The following is a 14,511-nucleotide window of genomic DNA, read 5'->3' as shown; positions in this document are numbered from 1 at the left end:
ACTCTATTATTTTTTGCGTGACACAATTAAGTAAAACGCGCTTGGCAATACCAACAGTGTTAATACCAGTGCACTCGCCATACCGCCTACCATAGGCGCCGCAATGCGCTGCATCACTTCACTACCAGTTCCAGTGGCATAAAGCACAGGCAACAAGCCAACAATAATAGAAAGCGATGTCATCATAACTGGGCGAAGTCTTGCCGAGGCGGCATGGACAATAGCCGTTTTCACAAGCGCATCTTTTTTAGTGTTGCCATTTTCTGTTTCGTGGCTAGTGAGTGCATCTGATACATATTGGTTTAGATAGACCAGCATGATAACGCCTATTTCTACCGCTACACCTGCTAAGGCAATAAACCCAACACCTACCGCCACCGACAGATTGAAGTTAAGAAGGTAAAGCAACCATACACTGCCCACCAGCGCCAACGGTAAGGTCGCGAGTATGAGTGCCACATCGCGAAGGCGTTTAAATGCCAGATAAAGCAAAAGGCAGATAATGGCTAACGTTAGCGGTATAACCACCGACAGTTTTGCTTTCGCGCGCTCAAGGTAAGCAAACTGCCCCGCCCACCTAATGGAGTATCCAGTGGGTAAATCAAGTTGCTCTGACAAATGACGTTTTGCGCTATCTACATAACCCCCTAAGTCAATACCCGTGGCTGAGTCTGACGAGATATCAATGTATACCCATCCGTTTAATCGGGCATTTTCACTTTTAATCCCAGCCGGCCCGTCGTCAATACGCACGGTCGCCACATCGCCAAGGGTAATGTGAACACCGCTTGGTGTGAGGAAAGGCATGGATGCTAAAGATTCAGGCGTATCGCGGTAGTGCTGTAAAAAGCGCATGGCAATAGGAAAACGCTCACGCCCTTCCACTGATTGTGTAACCACTTTGCCGCCCACTGCCGAGCCTACAATACTGTGAACATCGTCTATCGTCATGCCGTAGCGCGCCGCCAACTGCCTGTCGATATCGATATAAACGTAACGGCCACCCACCACACGCTCAGCGTATACTGATGCTGTATTGGGCAGGTCTTTAAGCAGTGTCTCTATATCCTTTCCAATGGCTTCAATGCCCGCAAGGTCAGGCCCCGCAATCTTGATCCCAACAGGGGTTTTTATCCCGGTTGCCAACATGTCGATACGGGTTTTAATTGGCATTACCCACGCATTGGTCAGCCCTGGAAATTGCACCAGAGCGTTAAGCTCTTCTTTGAGCTTTTCAGTGGTCATGCCCGCCCTCCACTGGGCTTTCGGTTTAAGCTGAATGAAGGTTTCAATCATCGTCAATGGTGCAGGGTCTGTGGCCGTATCTGCGCGTCCAATTTTCCCGAATACCGTTTCAACCTCGGGCAAGGTTGCAATAAGCTTGTCCGTCTGCTGTAAAAGCTCTCTGGCTTTACCCACTGAAATACCCGGATAGGTAGTAGGCATATACATCAAATCGCCTTCGTCCAGTTCGGGCATAAATTCGCTACCTAGTTGGTTTAACGGCCAGTACATGGAAAGCAATAAGCAAAATGCCCCCGCCAAGGTGAGCAGTGGGTAGTTAAGCAGCCGCGTTAGCAATGGCTGATACACACGTTCTAAAGCTCGATTTACCGGGTTCTGGGCTTCAGATCGTATTTTTCCGCGTACGAAATAACCCGCCAGCACAGGAACTAAAGTAATTGCCAGCGCCGCAGCTGCTGCCATGGCATAGGTTTTGGTAAAGGCAAGAGGCGCAAAAAGACGCCCTTCTTGTGCTTCTAACGCAAAAACAGGAATAAAGGATACGGTTATAATTAGGAGCGCAAAGAATAAAGCTGGGCCAACTTCAGTGGTCGACTTAATCACCAGTTCCCAACGTTTGACTGCCGAAAGCTTTGCAGATGTTGGCGCAAAGGTTGGTATAGATGTTCGCGACTGGGCACTCCCTGACCCAACCTGACTTGCTGAATCCCTTTGACTCGCTGAGGCTCCCTGACTTGATGAAACAGCATGCTGATGAATGTGCTTGTGTAAATTTTCAACCACAACAATAGCGCCATCCACCATTGCACCAATAGCGATAGCAATGCCACCTAAAGACATGATGTTGGCATTAAGTCCCTGCAGCTTCATTACGATAAACGCGGCGAGAATACCAATAGGCAAACTGATTAGCGCAACCATAGATGAACGTATGTGAAACAAGAAGATAGCGCATACCAAACCAACGACCAGCAATTCCTCCACCAACTTATTGGTGAGGGTATCGACGGACTTATCAATAAGGGTGGAGCGATCGTACACGGGAACGATATTCACCCCTTCCGGCAAGCTCGCTTTTAATGAATCCAGCTTAGCTTTAACCGCATCGATAGTGGCTTTTGCGTTTTCGCCATAGCGCATCACTATAATGCCACCCACGGTTTCGCCATTCCCGTTTAGTTCAGCAATACCGCGGCGCATCAACGGGCTTTCTACCACTTGTGCTACATCATTAATCGTTATGCTAACGCCGTCCTTGATAACGCCTGTAGGCAACGACAGTATGTCGTCAATGCCCTGAATGTAGCTTTGCGCACTAACCATGTACTCTGCCTCGGCCATTTCAATAACCGAAGCGCCTGACGCGCGGTTACCCCGTTTAAGGGCAATTTCTATCATGGATGGCTGAATGTTGTAGGCACGTAATTTTTCAGGGTCGACAATAACTTGGTATTGTTTAACCATCCCTCCAACAGACGCAACTTCAGAAACGCCTTCAACTGACTGAAGCTCAAACTTTAAGAACCAGTCTTGCAACGCCCTTAACTCACCAGCATCTAGCGCATTTGGCTGACTAGCATCGTTCTCCAACGCATAAATGTAAACCCAACCTACCCCTGTCGCATCTGGACCTAACTGAGGTGTCACGCCTTCTGGAAGTTGCGAAGACGCTTGGCTTAAGTATTCCAGAACACGGCTTCGAGCCCAGTACATGTCTGTATCATCATCAAAGATTATATATACGTAGGCATCGCCGAAGAATGAATACCCTCGCACCGTCTGTGCGCCAGGCACTGACATTAGCGCAGAGGTGAGAGGAAACGTCACCTGATCTTCCACCACTTGCGGCGACTGACCGGGATAGCTTACTTTCACTATGACTTGGACATCAGATAAATCAGGGATAGCATCAACGGGGGTATCTTTCACCGCCCAGACACCAGCAATACTGAGCATAATAGCGCTCAGCAATACCAGTATTCTATTGTTTACCGACCAGCGAATTACCGATTCAATCATGGTGCATATGCTCCTTATGATTTATCGATTTTTGTTCTGCCGACTTGTGAACCATCGACTTGTGAGCATCGCTTTGCTCTCCATTACTCTTCAGGTTGCCTGCATCATGTTTATGATTGCTGTGACCTGAGTCATGCACCATGCCCTTGTCCACCGCATTTTCACTACGCTTTCGCATATCAATAACCGTGAATTCTTCGCCAGTCACAAAGGTGAACATGATGTTGTCACCTTCACTAAACTGAGATAAGTCAATATGCTTTGATACCGCAAATGACATTGTCGCAGGTCCCCGCCCCCATTTTTCAATCGGCCCGCGAGCGATTACTAACGTTGCGTTATTCGAAGCGCCATTCGTTTCGGTGTCAGCTGGCAATTCAATTGCCTCAATTGTACCTGTTGTCGTGGCCTGGTGATCGGGCGCTTTCATTCGCTCAAAGTCACTGCTTTTCGACGACTCTGAATCAATCAAAAATTGTGCTGATACCACCACATCATCCTCTGGGAGCAAGCCTTCAACGACTTCAAAATGTGTACTATCGCTTTGCCCCAGCGTTACGCGTACCGACTTAAAATTGCCATCGCCATCACTGAGTACCACTTTTGCGCCCTCAGCCGTGCGAATAACGGCGCTGCGAGGAACCAGTAACGCTGCCTTGCGTTGAGTAGGCTTTATTCCAACGTGGGCAAACATATTGGGCTTTAACGTGTGGTTGTTATTGTTTAGCGGTATGCGCACTTTCAGGGTTCGCGTTGTTTCCGACAAAGACGGATAAATATACTCTACGTGACTTTCCCATTTAGCATCGGACCCATGGTCCATTTCGTCGAGGGTAACCACAGCGCTATTATGAGGCGCTATGATTTGCGCGTATTTTTCAGGTACCTCAGCAATCACCCACACCGTATCTAGCTGTGCGATGCTCATCAAGGTTGTCCCGGGCTGAACGTAAAACCCCTCCCGAATATTCAGCGCTTCTACTACACCGCTTTGCGGCGCGTTAAATGTGACGGTTTGTGCTACCCGTCTACTTTTCTGCAATTCTTCGATAGCGCCCTTTGATAGCCCTAGAGTTTTTAGGCGCTCGGCTGCACCCTCAATTAAACGTGAATCTCCTCGCTTAAGAGCTAAAACGTATTCTTCTTGTGCGCTAACTAATTCTGGCGAATACAGGGTATAAAGTGCCTGTCCTTTTTCTACTTGCTCACCTTGAGATTTAATGAAAAGCCTGTCGACCCAACCTGATACTCTAGGGTGGATGTGCACAATGCTATCTTCATCGTAAGCAACGTTGCCCACCGCCGTTACGGTCTGTTGAAGTGCTCCAATGGTAACGGGCGCGACTTTAACACCTATATTGTGCTGTACATTTGGCGGAATCATTACGGTACCAGGCGTACGCTCATTACTTTTCGCAGATGTTGCGTCGTCATTGGCGTATACCGGCACCAAGTCCATTCCCATCGGTGACTTTCCCGGTTTGTCACGGCGATAGCTGTCATCCATAGGCGCTACCCAATATAAAGGGGCTTTATTATCGCTGTGGGCACTTTTATCGCTGTGGGTGTTTACTCCGCTGTGGGCACTTTCACCATTTCCGTGTTTTGATGAATCAGACAACAATAGTGAGGCCAAGCCGAACGCTATCAGGCCGCCAAATAGCAGACCTACTAGCAAACCTTTTATTAGCGTGCTCTTTGTATCTGGCGCAGGGTGAGTTGAAGATGTCATATTAACTACTCTTTATTCGAATAATGGACGTGAGTGGGCAGGTACAAATAAGCAAGTGACGCCAGTGTTCTGGCGCGCTCGATGTCGATTTTGAGTAAATCATCCTGCACTTGTACTTGCTTGAGGTTGGCATTGACAACATCACCGATATCACCGGTGTCTGTGGTGTAAGCTGTTAGCTCAGCTTCAGAAAGTTGCTGTGTTTCATCAATTAACGCCGTTTCATAAAGCGCTTTGCGCTCACTTAGCGCTGACAAGCGTGATTTAAGCACCTCTGCGTTCGCGGCAAGCTCGTTCACTTTCAAGCGGAAGTCCGTTTCAGACGCACTCATTTTGGAAGCCGCTGCGGCTATTGAAGCGTCTTGACGAGACTTATTGAAAAACGGGAGGTCTACTTGAACACCCAATGACACAAAGTCAGCCCGGCTCGCGCCATTTTGCGCATCTTGTCTGTATCCATAACTTGCTTCAAATGCCCACTGAGACTTAGTTTGCTCTCGCGCTATGTTCACATTTTGCGCTTCTATCTGGGTCTGAATTTGAAGCAGCATAGCCTCAGGATGATGCTGTAGTATTGAAAAAGGCTCACTGCTATCAATAACCGTTAAGAACGAAGAAAGGCTTAGGTTGCTGTCGTTTAAAATGGCATCGACTTCAATGGCGTCTCGTGTTGATTGAGTCAGGGGCGCGCTTACAGATTCATCTAGCGGCGCACCAAACCATTTTGAAAGTGCCGATCTCGCTTCATTTTTTTGCTGGTAGGCCTGCACATATTTGTCGTCTAGTGACAACAATGCCAAGCGCACTTGCAGTATGTCTTGTTGCGCCGCTGCACCAACGCCTTGGCTGTATCTGGAGTCAGTAAAATCGAGTAGCTGTGTAAGCAATGATTTCTCTTTGTCCAATAATCCAATGCGACGTGTTGCATAGACCCAATCTAACCAGGTAAGGGTAACCTCACGTTTAAGCCACGCCTTTCTCGCTTGGCTCTCTACCGACATTTGATCAGCCATAACCTGATACTTTTGCTGGCTGTAGAGGTTTTCATCGCCTCGCGGTAACTGCTGCTTCAAACCAACTTTAAATTGCGTCATAGGCTCTTGGTCAAATGCGAAGCCGTCGGTAGGCAAGTTTTGTACAGACGCTGAAACCTGAGGATTTGCCCAATATGATGACGCTTCAGCTTCTGCATTAAAGCGATCCTTTCGATGCGCATTCCCTTTAAGCAAAGGGTCGTATTGAATAGCTAACTGCAGCGCTTGTTCCAGGCTTAGGGTCTGCGCGACAACGGGCTTATTAGCCATCAAAAAAGAAGAAAGCACAAAAATTAAGGCGAACAAAGCGCTTACTTTACAAGGTCTGTTAGCGCTTTCGTTCACTTTTTTGGGTACCGAATAGTTGCTCATGTATAACATCACTTTTCAGGTGTAAGGCGTGTTGACGTTGTCCCGCTCTTCGCTAAATTCGACAAAGGGGATTAGCAAAAAGGCTTACCACGCGTTACATAGATAAAAGATTAGAGACATCTCAAAACGACAAGACGACGTCGTGACATAAAAACGTCTCTGCTGCGAAATAAATCCGCGAGATAGATCTATGCTGTGAAAAGTGACTTAGGTGGGCGAAACTGCCCGAAGTGAGGAGATGAGCGCTGCCCCAGTATAGGTGCAGTGGCAGCCATTCTGGCTACCGATATTTCGGTTTCAACGGTAGGCTGAATAAGCGCACTAGCGCTAAGATTAAAACAGAGATCGGCTGGGCAATTACATTCATCCTTGCAGCAAGGCATGTCGCTCATCTGCGATGCTTTCACGCTTTTCACGCCTGCATCGCTAACTTGGACGCCCTCGAGCTGAGCGGGTTTGCTCTTGCTGTTTTTAGCACTTAAATCCGCATGTTGTGATGACAATTCTTGGTGCTGACAATGTGTATTAGCAGACTCAGGCATTCGAACCTGATGGTTAGCATGAGCAGCATCCGACTGCGGTGTCACCACCGACATTGAATGGGCATGTTCGTATGAATGTTCGATAGATACAGCGCTACCTGACGACACAAGGGCCATCAATAAGAACAGTGTAAGGATAAACGAACTTGCATTCGCCGACCTATACCGTTTGCGCGTTAAACTAATCCGGAACTTTCTCAAATACTGTACTCAAAATATTGCTGTCTATAGTGCAACGAAATAATAGCGTGATGTAACCAAGCAGTAAAGCCAGCCGTTAATTTCGCTAAGCTAGGGCATGTTGACCTTTGTTGTACACCAAAGGTCAACAGACCCCAGTAACTTATTCAAACTGAGACAGGTAATCTCGCAACATAAGGCCCATGGTTGAAAATAGCGGGTTTGCTTTAGGTACCGCACACTCTTCTTGCTGATTAACCATGCTTGCGTTGAAATTCATTTTATTGAGCAAGCTTGTATTCACAACTAAATCTGCATGGCACAACCCGTACGATTCATCGATAACGAAAAAGCTATTCGGACCTTTACTTGCGTCCATTAACTGCTCTATTCCGAGAATTGGCGTGGTTACATCAGCTTGAGAATGAGCGGCAAATAGCGGCACTTCAATTTGCTGTCCTTCCTCGACTTTGTCCCGAATGATGTTTATTAAATCCATCAATTCCAACCCTGCTAAACCTGCCACATTTGGATACTTGTAAGGGTTGGGGCCATGAGTTTGATAGGTTCCATCAATAATTCTGGCTAAGAGTTTAATGCCCCAAATTCGAGACATACTTTCAGCATTATCAGACAGCGCCAGCGCGCCAGAAAATAGCATAAGACCATCAATATTATTTACTCCGCTTCCTGTACTATCCAGATAATGTTCAACCGCCAGTGCGCCACCTGTAGAGAAGCCGCCTACAAGCAAAGTATCACCCATGCTTTCAGCCAATTTAATGACTTCATCAACATGCTCCTGCCAGCGCTCAGCTAAATCCCAGTCAGACATGTCATCATCGGCATCTCGTTTACCATGCCCAGGCAAAAGCGGCACGAGCACAGTAAAACCCTGTTCAAATAAGATGTTGGCGATTTCACGCATGAAGAAAGGTGAGTCGCTTAAGCCGTGGATAAGCACTGCCACCTTGCTGCTTGATTTGTTGGTCAGCATGAAAGGCGAATTGCCTTCATTGCGCAATACGTTGCTGCATACCGAAAAACGATTGAGTGCCGTTTCTCTACACGGCTGGGTTTGGCCCCACTCTTTTTCGTAAAATGCTTTGAACTGATTTTGAAGGTCTGAAAAACTTCTGCTTTTCATTTCGCTCGTATCGGGTATAGATAAATTTGCGGCTATAGCCATATTTACACCTAAAAGCGCAACAATACCTATGAGCATTTTTACAAAAAACTTCGATGACACTATTATTCTCCGCTACGGATAATTAATAAAAAACGGGAGCAGTTTACCATGCTCCCGTTTCTTATGACGATTAATACGTATATTACGTTAGCTAAAGTAAACCTCTAGATCGTCAGAACCACCGATATGTTTACCACCGATAAAGACCTGCGGCACAGTTTCTCGACCGCTAATCGCCGTTAAGCTGGTTAGTGATGCATCTTTGCCCAACACTATTTCTTCGTACTCGTAGCCTTTTTCATCAAGCAGTTTTTTCGCTTTAGCACAGAAAGGACAACCCGGTTTTGTGATAATAGAAACAGGTGCGTTAGTTTGCTCCTCTGGCGCAATGTAAGCCAGCATGGTATCTGCATCCGACACCTCAAACGGGTCGCCAGCTACATCAGGTTCAATAAACATTTTGTCTACCACGCCATCTTTCACTAGCATCGAGTAACGCCAACTTCTTTTGCCGAAACCCAAATCCGCTTTATCGACTAGCATACCCATGCCATCGGTAAATTCTCCGTTACCGTCGGGAATAACGGTTATGTTAGCGGCTTCTTGATCTGCGGCCCATGCATTCATAACGAAAGTATCGTTTACCGATACACAAACAATCTCATCAATGCCGTGTTTCGCAAACTTTTTCGCTAAAGCGTTATAGCGAGGCAAGTGGGTAGAAGAACAGGTTGGTGTAAAAGCACCTGGAAGTGAGAAGACCACAACATTTTTGCCAGAAAATAATTCATCTGTCGTTTTCGTTACCCACGTCTCACCTTCTCTGCACGGAAATGAAACGCTAGGTACTTTTTGGCCTTCTTTGGAAGTGAAGCGACTTTCTGACATAACAACCTCTTATCGGTAATCTCAATTATAAAGTAAGAAGACTAGAATGAGTTTTTGCACAAATCAATAGGTATTGTCTTACATTCGTTAATATCGATTTTGATGCTGAACCTAGCTGATAGCCTGCCTATGCTTTGAGTGGAGGTTAGGTACGGTCGTGACACCATTCACGACCCACCGTAACGCTCAGTATTTTAACATAAGCGATATTCGAGGGTTATCACCATGATTATTTTGGTTGGTGGAGAAAAAGGCGGTAGCGGAAAGAGCTGCCTGGCACAAAACATTGCAGTGTATCTTCGCACTGAAAAAGGTGCCAAGGTGTTAATGGTCGACTGTGACCCGCAGCGAACGACCTCAGACTGGATCCAAGAGCGTAAAGCTAACCCTCGTCTCGCTGAAATTAACTGTGTTCAGTTATATGGTAAAATACGTAACGAATTACTTAGCCTGCGTCAGTATTACGATTACGTTGTAATAGACTGTGGTGGACAAGATAACCTAGCGCTTCGCTCGTCAATGGCGGTTGCTGACCATATACTGATTCCACTTAGACCCAAACGTCGCGATCTCAAAACGGTACCTCACATGGAAGATATTTTATCTACCTGTAAAATGGTTAACCCGAAAATGAACGCCGCATTCGTTATCACACAGTGCCCTTCTCTACCTAGCCTGGCAAACCGTATTCTAGAGGCAAAAGAAGTGTGTCGCTCATTTGGTATTCCCGTCCTAAACTCTGTTACTTTTAGTAGAAACATGTATGACGATTCAGAAGAGTCAGGGCAGTCAGTTATTGAGAGTGAACCAGAAGGTAAAGCGGCCACAGAAATAAGAACCTTGTTTGAAGAGCTACTAGCTGGCAAAGTGGAGGATGCTTATGAGTTTACTCAACCTCAAAAAGTCGAAGCCGTTAGCTAAGCCCAATCTACGAACTGTAGAAGATTTTATCGACGATGCGCTGCTTTATGCCCAAGGTAAAGTGGATAAAAAGCAACCATCGGCGGCAAAAAACGATTTAAAAGACGTTCGTACAGACCGCGTTGTGCCGATAAGAAAGCCTGCAAAATCAGAAGGTATGCGACATGCTACCTTTACGTTGACGCCGCAATGTATTGAAAAACTTGCAAACATTGCCCAAAAGACAGGTAAAGCCAAATCTGCACTGATTCGAGAGTGGATTGAAAATAACACCATAAATTAGACTAAAGTATAAATCCAAATACGCATTTCATTCGTTTTATCCTTCACAATAATGATGTTGCCTTGGCGTTAGCCTACTGAGATACTCACCGACAGCATGTTCTGACAGTGTATAGGAGATACAATCGAATGGGCCGTGAAGGATTTAGCATCGTGCGCGTGCTGGTGTGTGCCCTGCTAATTGCTGTGCATGGCGCACAGGTAAAAACGGTAGAAGCGTTCGAGCTTTTCAAGACCGAGATTGCTGATGTCGAGAACCTTTTAAATGCCAAGCAATATGCTGACGCCGATAGCAAGGCACTGTTGCTTTTAGAGCAAGCGCTACAACAGCAACAAATGTCTGCTGATACATTTTCTGCTCTCGGACTCTTACTTCAAAACGCATCGCGTTTTGAGGTGTCAAAAGCCATTTTTAATGCCGCCTTAGAACGCTACACCACAGATGGTGAATTAAACAAAATGGCGTCAACGCTATTACAACTAGCCACCTCAGAAAGACACCTCTCAAATTATGCCATTGCACTGACTTATGTGCGTCGCGCTATGTCTATTGCTCAAATTGAGCGTAATGAATTACTTAAGGCTCAATTGAACCTTGAGCTAGGCATAATTCAACAAGAACAAGGCGAAATTGAAACCGCTTTGGAGCCGTTAAAGCAAGCGCTACGTTACTTTCGTGAAAATAACATGGCCAGTGAAATGAGTGTTACGTTGCTGCGCATCGGAGAGATATACAGTTTGCTCAACCAAGCTACGTTGGCTCATACCTACTACCAAGACGCTTTCGACAGTATCGAGGAAACACAGGAGACCCGATTACTTGGTGTGATCAAAACTCGTATTGGTGCCTTATCTCTCAAAACAGGCTCTGTAGACCAAGCAATAAGAGCAATTAACGAAGGTCTTGAACTCCTGCTATCCACCTCTGATGTAGGGGCCATAGCCGAAGCAAAAATGCTATTGGGAAGAGCATTGGTTGAAAACGGCGATACAGCTAAAGGGCGAGAGTTATTGCAGGAAGCCATGCAATTTGCCGATTCATCGGGCCAGGCAAAATTGGTCAAAGAAGGCAGACTCGCTTTAGCGCAAGCCTATATGAAAGAGCAGAGTTTCGAATTAGCCTTGGAAGAGGCTCGCACGGGTACCATTGACGCTAGAAAAAATAGAGACCTTAGAGGACAGCTTAGTTTTCTTTCGTTACAGCTAAGCGCCTTTGTATCACTAGGCGAATTCAAAAAAGCCCTAGATATTCAATCTGTTATGCAGCAGCTGCGCGAGGTACTACTTGATTCGGAAAACAAGTCTGCCATTGAAGGTCTGCAGGCTGAAATTGAGCTTGTGAGGCAATCTAGGACGTTGGAAAAACTGGAAGAATCCAAGCAGCTGGCGTTAGCGCAAGCTGAGCGAGAAAACCTGCAGACGACTCTTTTTTGGAGCATATCATTAGCAGCGTTACTCTTGACGTTTTTAGTGTGGAGCCGCTACAAACAACGTCAGCAAACGATTATTTTGCGCCGAGAAGTACGCCAGCAAACACTCAATCTTCAAGAAAAAAATCAAGAACTGGAAAGAGCCTATAAAACGCTAGAAGAGGTAAGCCTGCGCGATCCGTTAACGGGTTTGTACAATAGGCACTACCTCGAATCGCAGCTTCCCGGTGAAATAAGGCGCAGCCAGTTCTCGGCGAAACAAAGCCCCAGCACAGGAAAGACGAAACAAGACTTACTTTGCTTACTTATTGATATCGACCACTTTAAGCGCATCAACGACGACTATGGGCATATTGCCGGCGATAAAGTGCTATCAGCGTTTGCCAATGTCCTCAAAGAGGTGTTCAGACAAACGGATTTAATTATTCGATGGGGAGGCGAGGAGTTTCTTGTGGTTTGTCGCCAATCCACTCGTGAAGAGCTCCCTGAGGTTGCCGAGCGCTGCCGAGAAATGGTCGCAAGCACCCCTTTTGATATCGGCTTAGAAAAACCAATCAATATTACTTGTAGCATTGGCTTTTCGCTGCTTCCTCCAGATAGAGAGGAAGACTTTGATACCGCGTGGAAACGTACATTCGCTGTTATCGATTACGCGCTGTATGCCACTAAGTTATCAGGGAGAAATGGATGGGTTGGCGTAATCGAAACGCTTAAAATTCCAAGGGAATACCCCACTCCACTAGATACGAAATTTAATTTTCCTGGTTCGAGAATTGCCACATCGTTCAACAACGTGGCAAGTATCAAATGGCCGGAGACCCTCGAGAAATAGCAGTAGAGGAATAGAGATATGTACAGAGGAAGCTGCAGCTGCCAAGCAATTCAATATGAAATTGATCATATCGGAGAGCTTGACGCCGATGACGAAACGCTAAGCCATTCAGATACCAGTGAACTGCGCGTTACAGTTGAAAAAGAGCAGCTGGTTATTGACTGTGCACCGTCAGCGCTAGCGGAACTACACGAGGCTAATGACGAAACCCACCACGTGTGTAACATTTGTGGGAGCGTTATCTTTGTTGAGCGTGGCTCTAACCAAGTGTCGGTTGAGGTGACCTTCAGCGGTCATGACGTCTTAGCAGAGTCTCACTGCCAGTTTGTATTTTAGGTGGGTACACAAGGATAAAGGCGAACTGCGAGTTCGCCCAGATATCAACAGGTGAGAAGTACATTTCTCTCTTGTTTGGTAGTCATGCCTACCCTAGTCGCTATTTTTGATGTCTTCCATATGGTATTTATCAATGAGCGAATACAACGTGGGACGAGTGACGCCAAGTAATTCTGCCGTTTTCGACATATTCTTATCTGCTTTTTGATAGGCCCTGCGAATAGCTCGACTTTCAGCAATTTCTCGCACTTCACGCAGATTCAACGTTTCAGGCTCATCATGGGCATCTACAGGCATCAAGCCTAAATCGTCAGGTTGAATTACCGTACCTTCAGCCATAATAACCGCAGACTTTAGCTTGTTTTGCATTTCTCGAATGTTGCCCGGCCACTTATGGGCTAGCATGGCGTTAACTGCAGTTTCTGAAAAGCTCTTCGCTTTAGCTTTGAATTCTTCGCGATAAATATTCAAGAACGTACGTGCAAGTAAAATAATGTCTTGGTCTCGTTCACGTAAAGGAGGGATCATGATCGGCATTTCCCCCACACGGTAATATAAATCTTCCCTGAATGTTTCTTGTGCCACCATAGCCTGTAAATCGCGGTGCGTTGCACAAATTACGCGTATATCAACGGGAATTTCATTGCGTCCACCAACGCGCTCGATCACGCGCTCCTGCAAAAACCGAAGCATCTTAGCTTGCAGACCAATGGGCATATCACCAATCTCATCTAAAAACAGTGTTCCGCCTTGTGCTGTTTCTATCTTGCCGACGGTGGTTTTGTTCGCGCCAGTAAACGCCCCTTTTTCGTAACCGAACAACTCACTTTCTAGTAAGTTCTCTGGGATAGACGCACAGTTAATAGCAACAAAAGGTTTGTCTTTTCTAGGGCTGTGTTCATGAATACTGCGCGCGAAAACTTCTTTACCTGTGCCACTTTCACCAAGTAACAGAGTGCTTATGTCGGTATTAGCAATTTTCTCAGCGCGACGTACCACTTTTTGAATGGCTTCGCTGTTACCCACTATTCTGGACATGCCAGAACGGGTGCGGGCAAGAATGCTATTCTCATGCTCTAACTTAGACAGGTTAAGCGCACGGTGCACCAATAATTTGATGGTATCTGAATCGATAGGCTTCTGATAAAAATCGTATGCCCCAAAATCGATTGCTTTTAATGCGTGTTGTTTATCGTTATTACCTGTAACAACGATAACTTTGGTTCTAGGCGCTAGCGCAATGATGTCGTGAAGAATACGCAAACCTTCCGACGCATTCGCTGGATCTGGCGGAAGCCCTAAATCTAGGGTAACAACCTTAGGTTCAAAACGACGGAGCTGGGCTATGGCAGATGTGTGATCGTCCGCAAAAACAACGTTGTAATCGGTAAGACTCCATTTAAGTTGCTTTTGGATACCTAAATCATCATCTACTACCAAAATGGTATCGGTCATTTCATCATCCTATTATTCTACTTCATCCATCGAAAGGGAGTGGATTTGATAATA

At 46.1% G+C, this 14,511-nt stretch carries 11 protein-coding genes; 4 read left to right on the top strand and 7 right to left on the bottom strand.

The window, feature by feature from the left end:
• Positions 1–6 precede the first annotated feature (6 nt).
• The 6 genes from MHM99_RS03260 to MHM99_RS03235 form a co-directional block, all read right to left on the bottom strand.
• Positions 7–3,264 carry an efflux RND transporter permease subunit gene (locus MHM99_RS03260; protein ID WP_239218112.1) on the bottom strand — a complete coding sequence of 1,086 codons (3,258 nt, stop codon included), beginning with the start codon at positions 3,262–3,264 and terminating at the stop codon, positions 7–9.
• The gene (locus tag MHM99_RS03255) at positions 3,257–4,996 is read right to left on the bottom strand and encodes an efflux RND transporter periplasmic adaptor subunit (protein WP_239218110.1); all 1,740 of its coding nucleotides are present in this window, start codon (positions 4,994–4,996) and stop codon (positions 3,257–3,259) included. The genes MHM99_RS03260 and MHM99_RS03255 overlap by 8 nt, the downstream gene beginning before the upstream one ends.
• A gap of 5 nt (positions 4,997–5,001) precedes the next feature.
• Positions 5,002–6,402: a TolC family protein gene (locus MHM99_RS03250; protein ID WP_239218108.1), complete on the bottom strand. Its 1,401-nt coding sequence runs from the start codon at positions 6,400–6,402 to the stop codon at positions 5,002–5,004.
• 188 nt (positions 6,403–6,590) lie between these two features.
• Positions 6,591–7,061 carry a hypothetical protein gene (locus MHM99_RS03245; RefSeq protein WP_239218236.1) on the bottom strand — a complete coding sequence of 157 codons (471 nt, stop codon included), beginning with the start codon at positions 7,059–7,061 and terminating at the stop codon, positions 6,591–6,593.
• A 226-nt stretch (positions 7,062–7,287) separates the two neighbouring features.
• Positions 7,288–8,376: an alpha/beta fold hydrolase gene (locus tag MHM99_RS03240; protein ID WP_239218234.1), complete on the bottom strand. Its 1,089-nt coding sequence runs from the start codon at positions 8,374–8,376 to the stop codon at positions 7,288–7,290.
• A gap of 84 nt (positions 8,377–8,460) precedes the next feature.
• Positions 8,461–9,201, bottom strand: a complete 741-nt coding sequence (locus MHM99_RS03235) for a glutathione peroxidase (RefSeq protein WP_014950446.1) — start codon at positions 9,199–9,201, stop codon at positions 8,461–8,463.
• 225 nt (positions 9,202–9,426) lie between these two features.
• Between MHM99_RS03235 and MHM99_RS03230 the strand changes: the two genes are divergently transcribed.
• From MHM99_RS03230 to MHM99_RS03215, 4 genes are all read left to right on the top strand, one after another.
• The gene (locus MHM99_RS03230) at positions 9,427–10,122 is read left to right on the top strand and encodes an AAA family ATPase (RefSeq protein ID WP_014950447.1); all 696 of its coding nucleotides are present in this window, start codon (positions 9,427–9,429) and stop codon (positions 10,120–10,122) included.
• On the top strand, positions 10,082–10,405 hold the full coding sequence (locus tag MHM99_RS03225) for a replication protein RepA (protein WP_168533939.1): 324 nt from the start codon (positions 10,082–10,084) through the stop codon (positions 10,403–10,405). The genes MHM99_RS03230 and MHM99_RS03225 overlap by 41 nt, the downstream gene beginning before the upstream one ends.
• A gap of 128 nt (positions 10,406–10,533) precedes the next feature.
• Entirely contained in the window at positions 10,534–12,666 is a 2,133-nt protein-coding gene (locus tag MHM99_RS03220) for a GGDEF domain-containing protein (RefSeq protein ID WP_239218106.1), read from the top strand.
• An 18-nt stretch (positions 12,667–12,684) separates the two neighbouring features.
• A complete protein-coding gene (locus MHM99_RS03215; protein WP_014977236.1) occupies positions 12,685–13,002 on the top strand; it encodes a hypothetical protein in 318 nt (105 codons plus the stop codon).
• A 93-nt stretch (positions 13,003–13,095) separates the two neighbouring features.
• Here the strand turns inward: MHM99_RS03215 and prsR are convergent, their stop codons facing one another.
• A complete protein-coding gene (prsR, locus tag MHM99_RS03210; protein WP_014950451.1) occupies positions 13,096–14,457 on the bottom strand; it encodes a PEP-CTERM-box response regulator transcription factor in 1,362 nt (453 codons plus the stop codon).
• Positions 14,458–14,511: the final 54 nt, after the last annotated feature.

This window comes from Alteromonas sp. MmMcT2-2 (assembly GCF_022348305.1).
Lineage (GTDB): Bacteria > Pseudomonadota > Gammaproteobacteria > Enterobacterales > Alteromonadaceae > Alteromonas > Alteromonas macleodii.
Note: the sequence above shows the minus strand (reverse complement) of the source record. Positions and strands in the feature narration are given on the sequence as shown.

Bases quoted from the DNA above. Each gene is read 5' to 3' on its own strand.
- MHM99_RS03225 (WP_168533939.1), top strand. From the start codon at position 10,082: ATGAGTTTACTCAACCTCAAAAAGTCGAAGCCGTTAGCTAAGCCCAAT.
- MHM99_RS03260 (WP_239218112.1), bottom strand. From the start codon at position 3,264: ATGATTGAATCGGTAATTCGCTGGTCGGTAAACAATAGAATACTGGTA.
- MHM99_RS03235 (WP_014950446.1), bottom strand. From the start codon at position 9,201: ATGTCAGAAAGTCGCTTCACTTCCAAAGAAGGCCAAAAAGTACCTAGC.
- MHM99_RS03220 (WP_239218106.1), top strand. From the start codon at position 10,534: ATGGGCCGTGAAGGATTTAGCATCGTGCGCGTGCTGGTGTGTGCCCTG.
- MHM99_RS03255 (WP_239218110.1), bottom strand. From the start codon at position 4,996: ATGACATCTTCAACTCACCCTGCGCCAGATACAAAGAGCACGCTAATA.
- prsR (WP_014950451.1), bottom strand. From the start codon at position 14,457: ATGACCGATACCATTTTGGTAGTAGATGATGATTTAGGTATCCAAAAG.
- MHM99_RS03215 (WP_014977236.1), top strand. From the start codon at position 12,685: ATGTACAGAGGAAGCTGCAGCTGCCAAGCAATTCAATATGAAATTGAT.
- MHM99_RS03250 (WP_239218108.1), bottom strand. From the start codon at position 6,402: ATGAGCAACTATTCGGTACCCAAAAAAGTGAACGAAAGCGCTAACAGA.
- MHM99_RS03230 (WP_014950447.1), top strand. From the start codon at position 9,427: ATGATTATTTTGGTTGGTGGAGAAAAAGGCGGTAGCGGAAAGAGCTGC.
- MHM99_RS03245 (WP_239218236.1), bottom strand. From the start codon at position 7,061: ATGGCCCTTGTGTCGTCAGGTAGCGCTGTATCTATCGAACATTCATAC.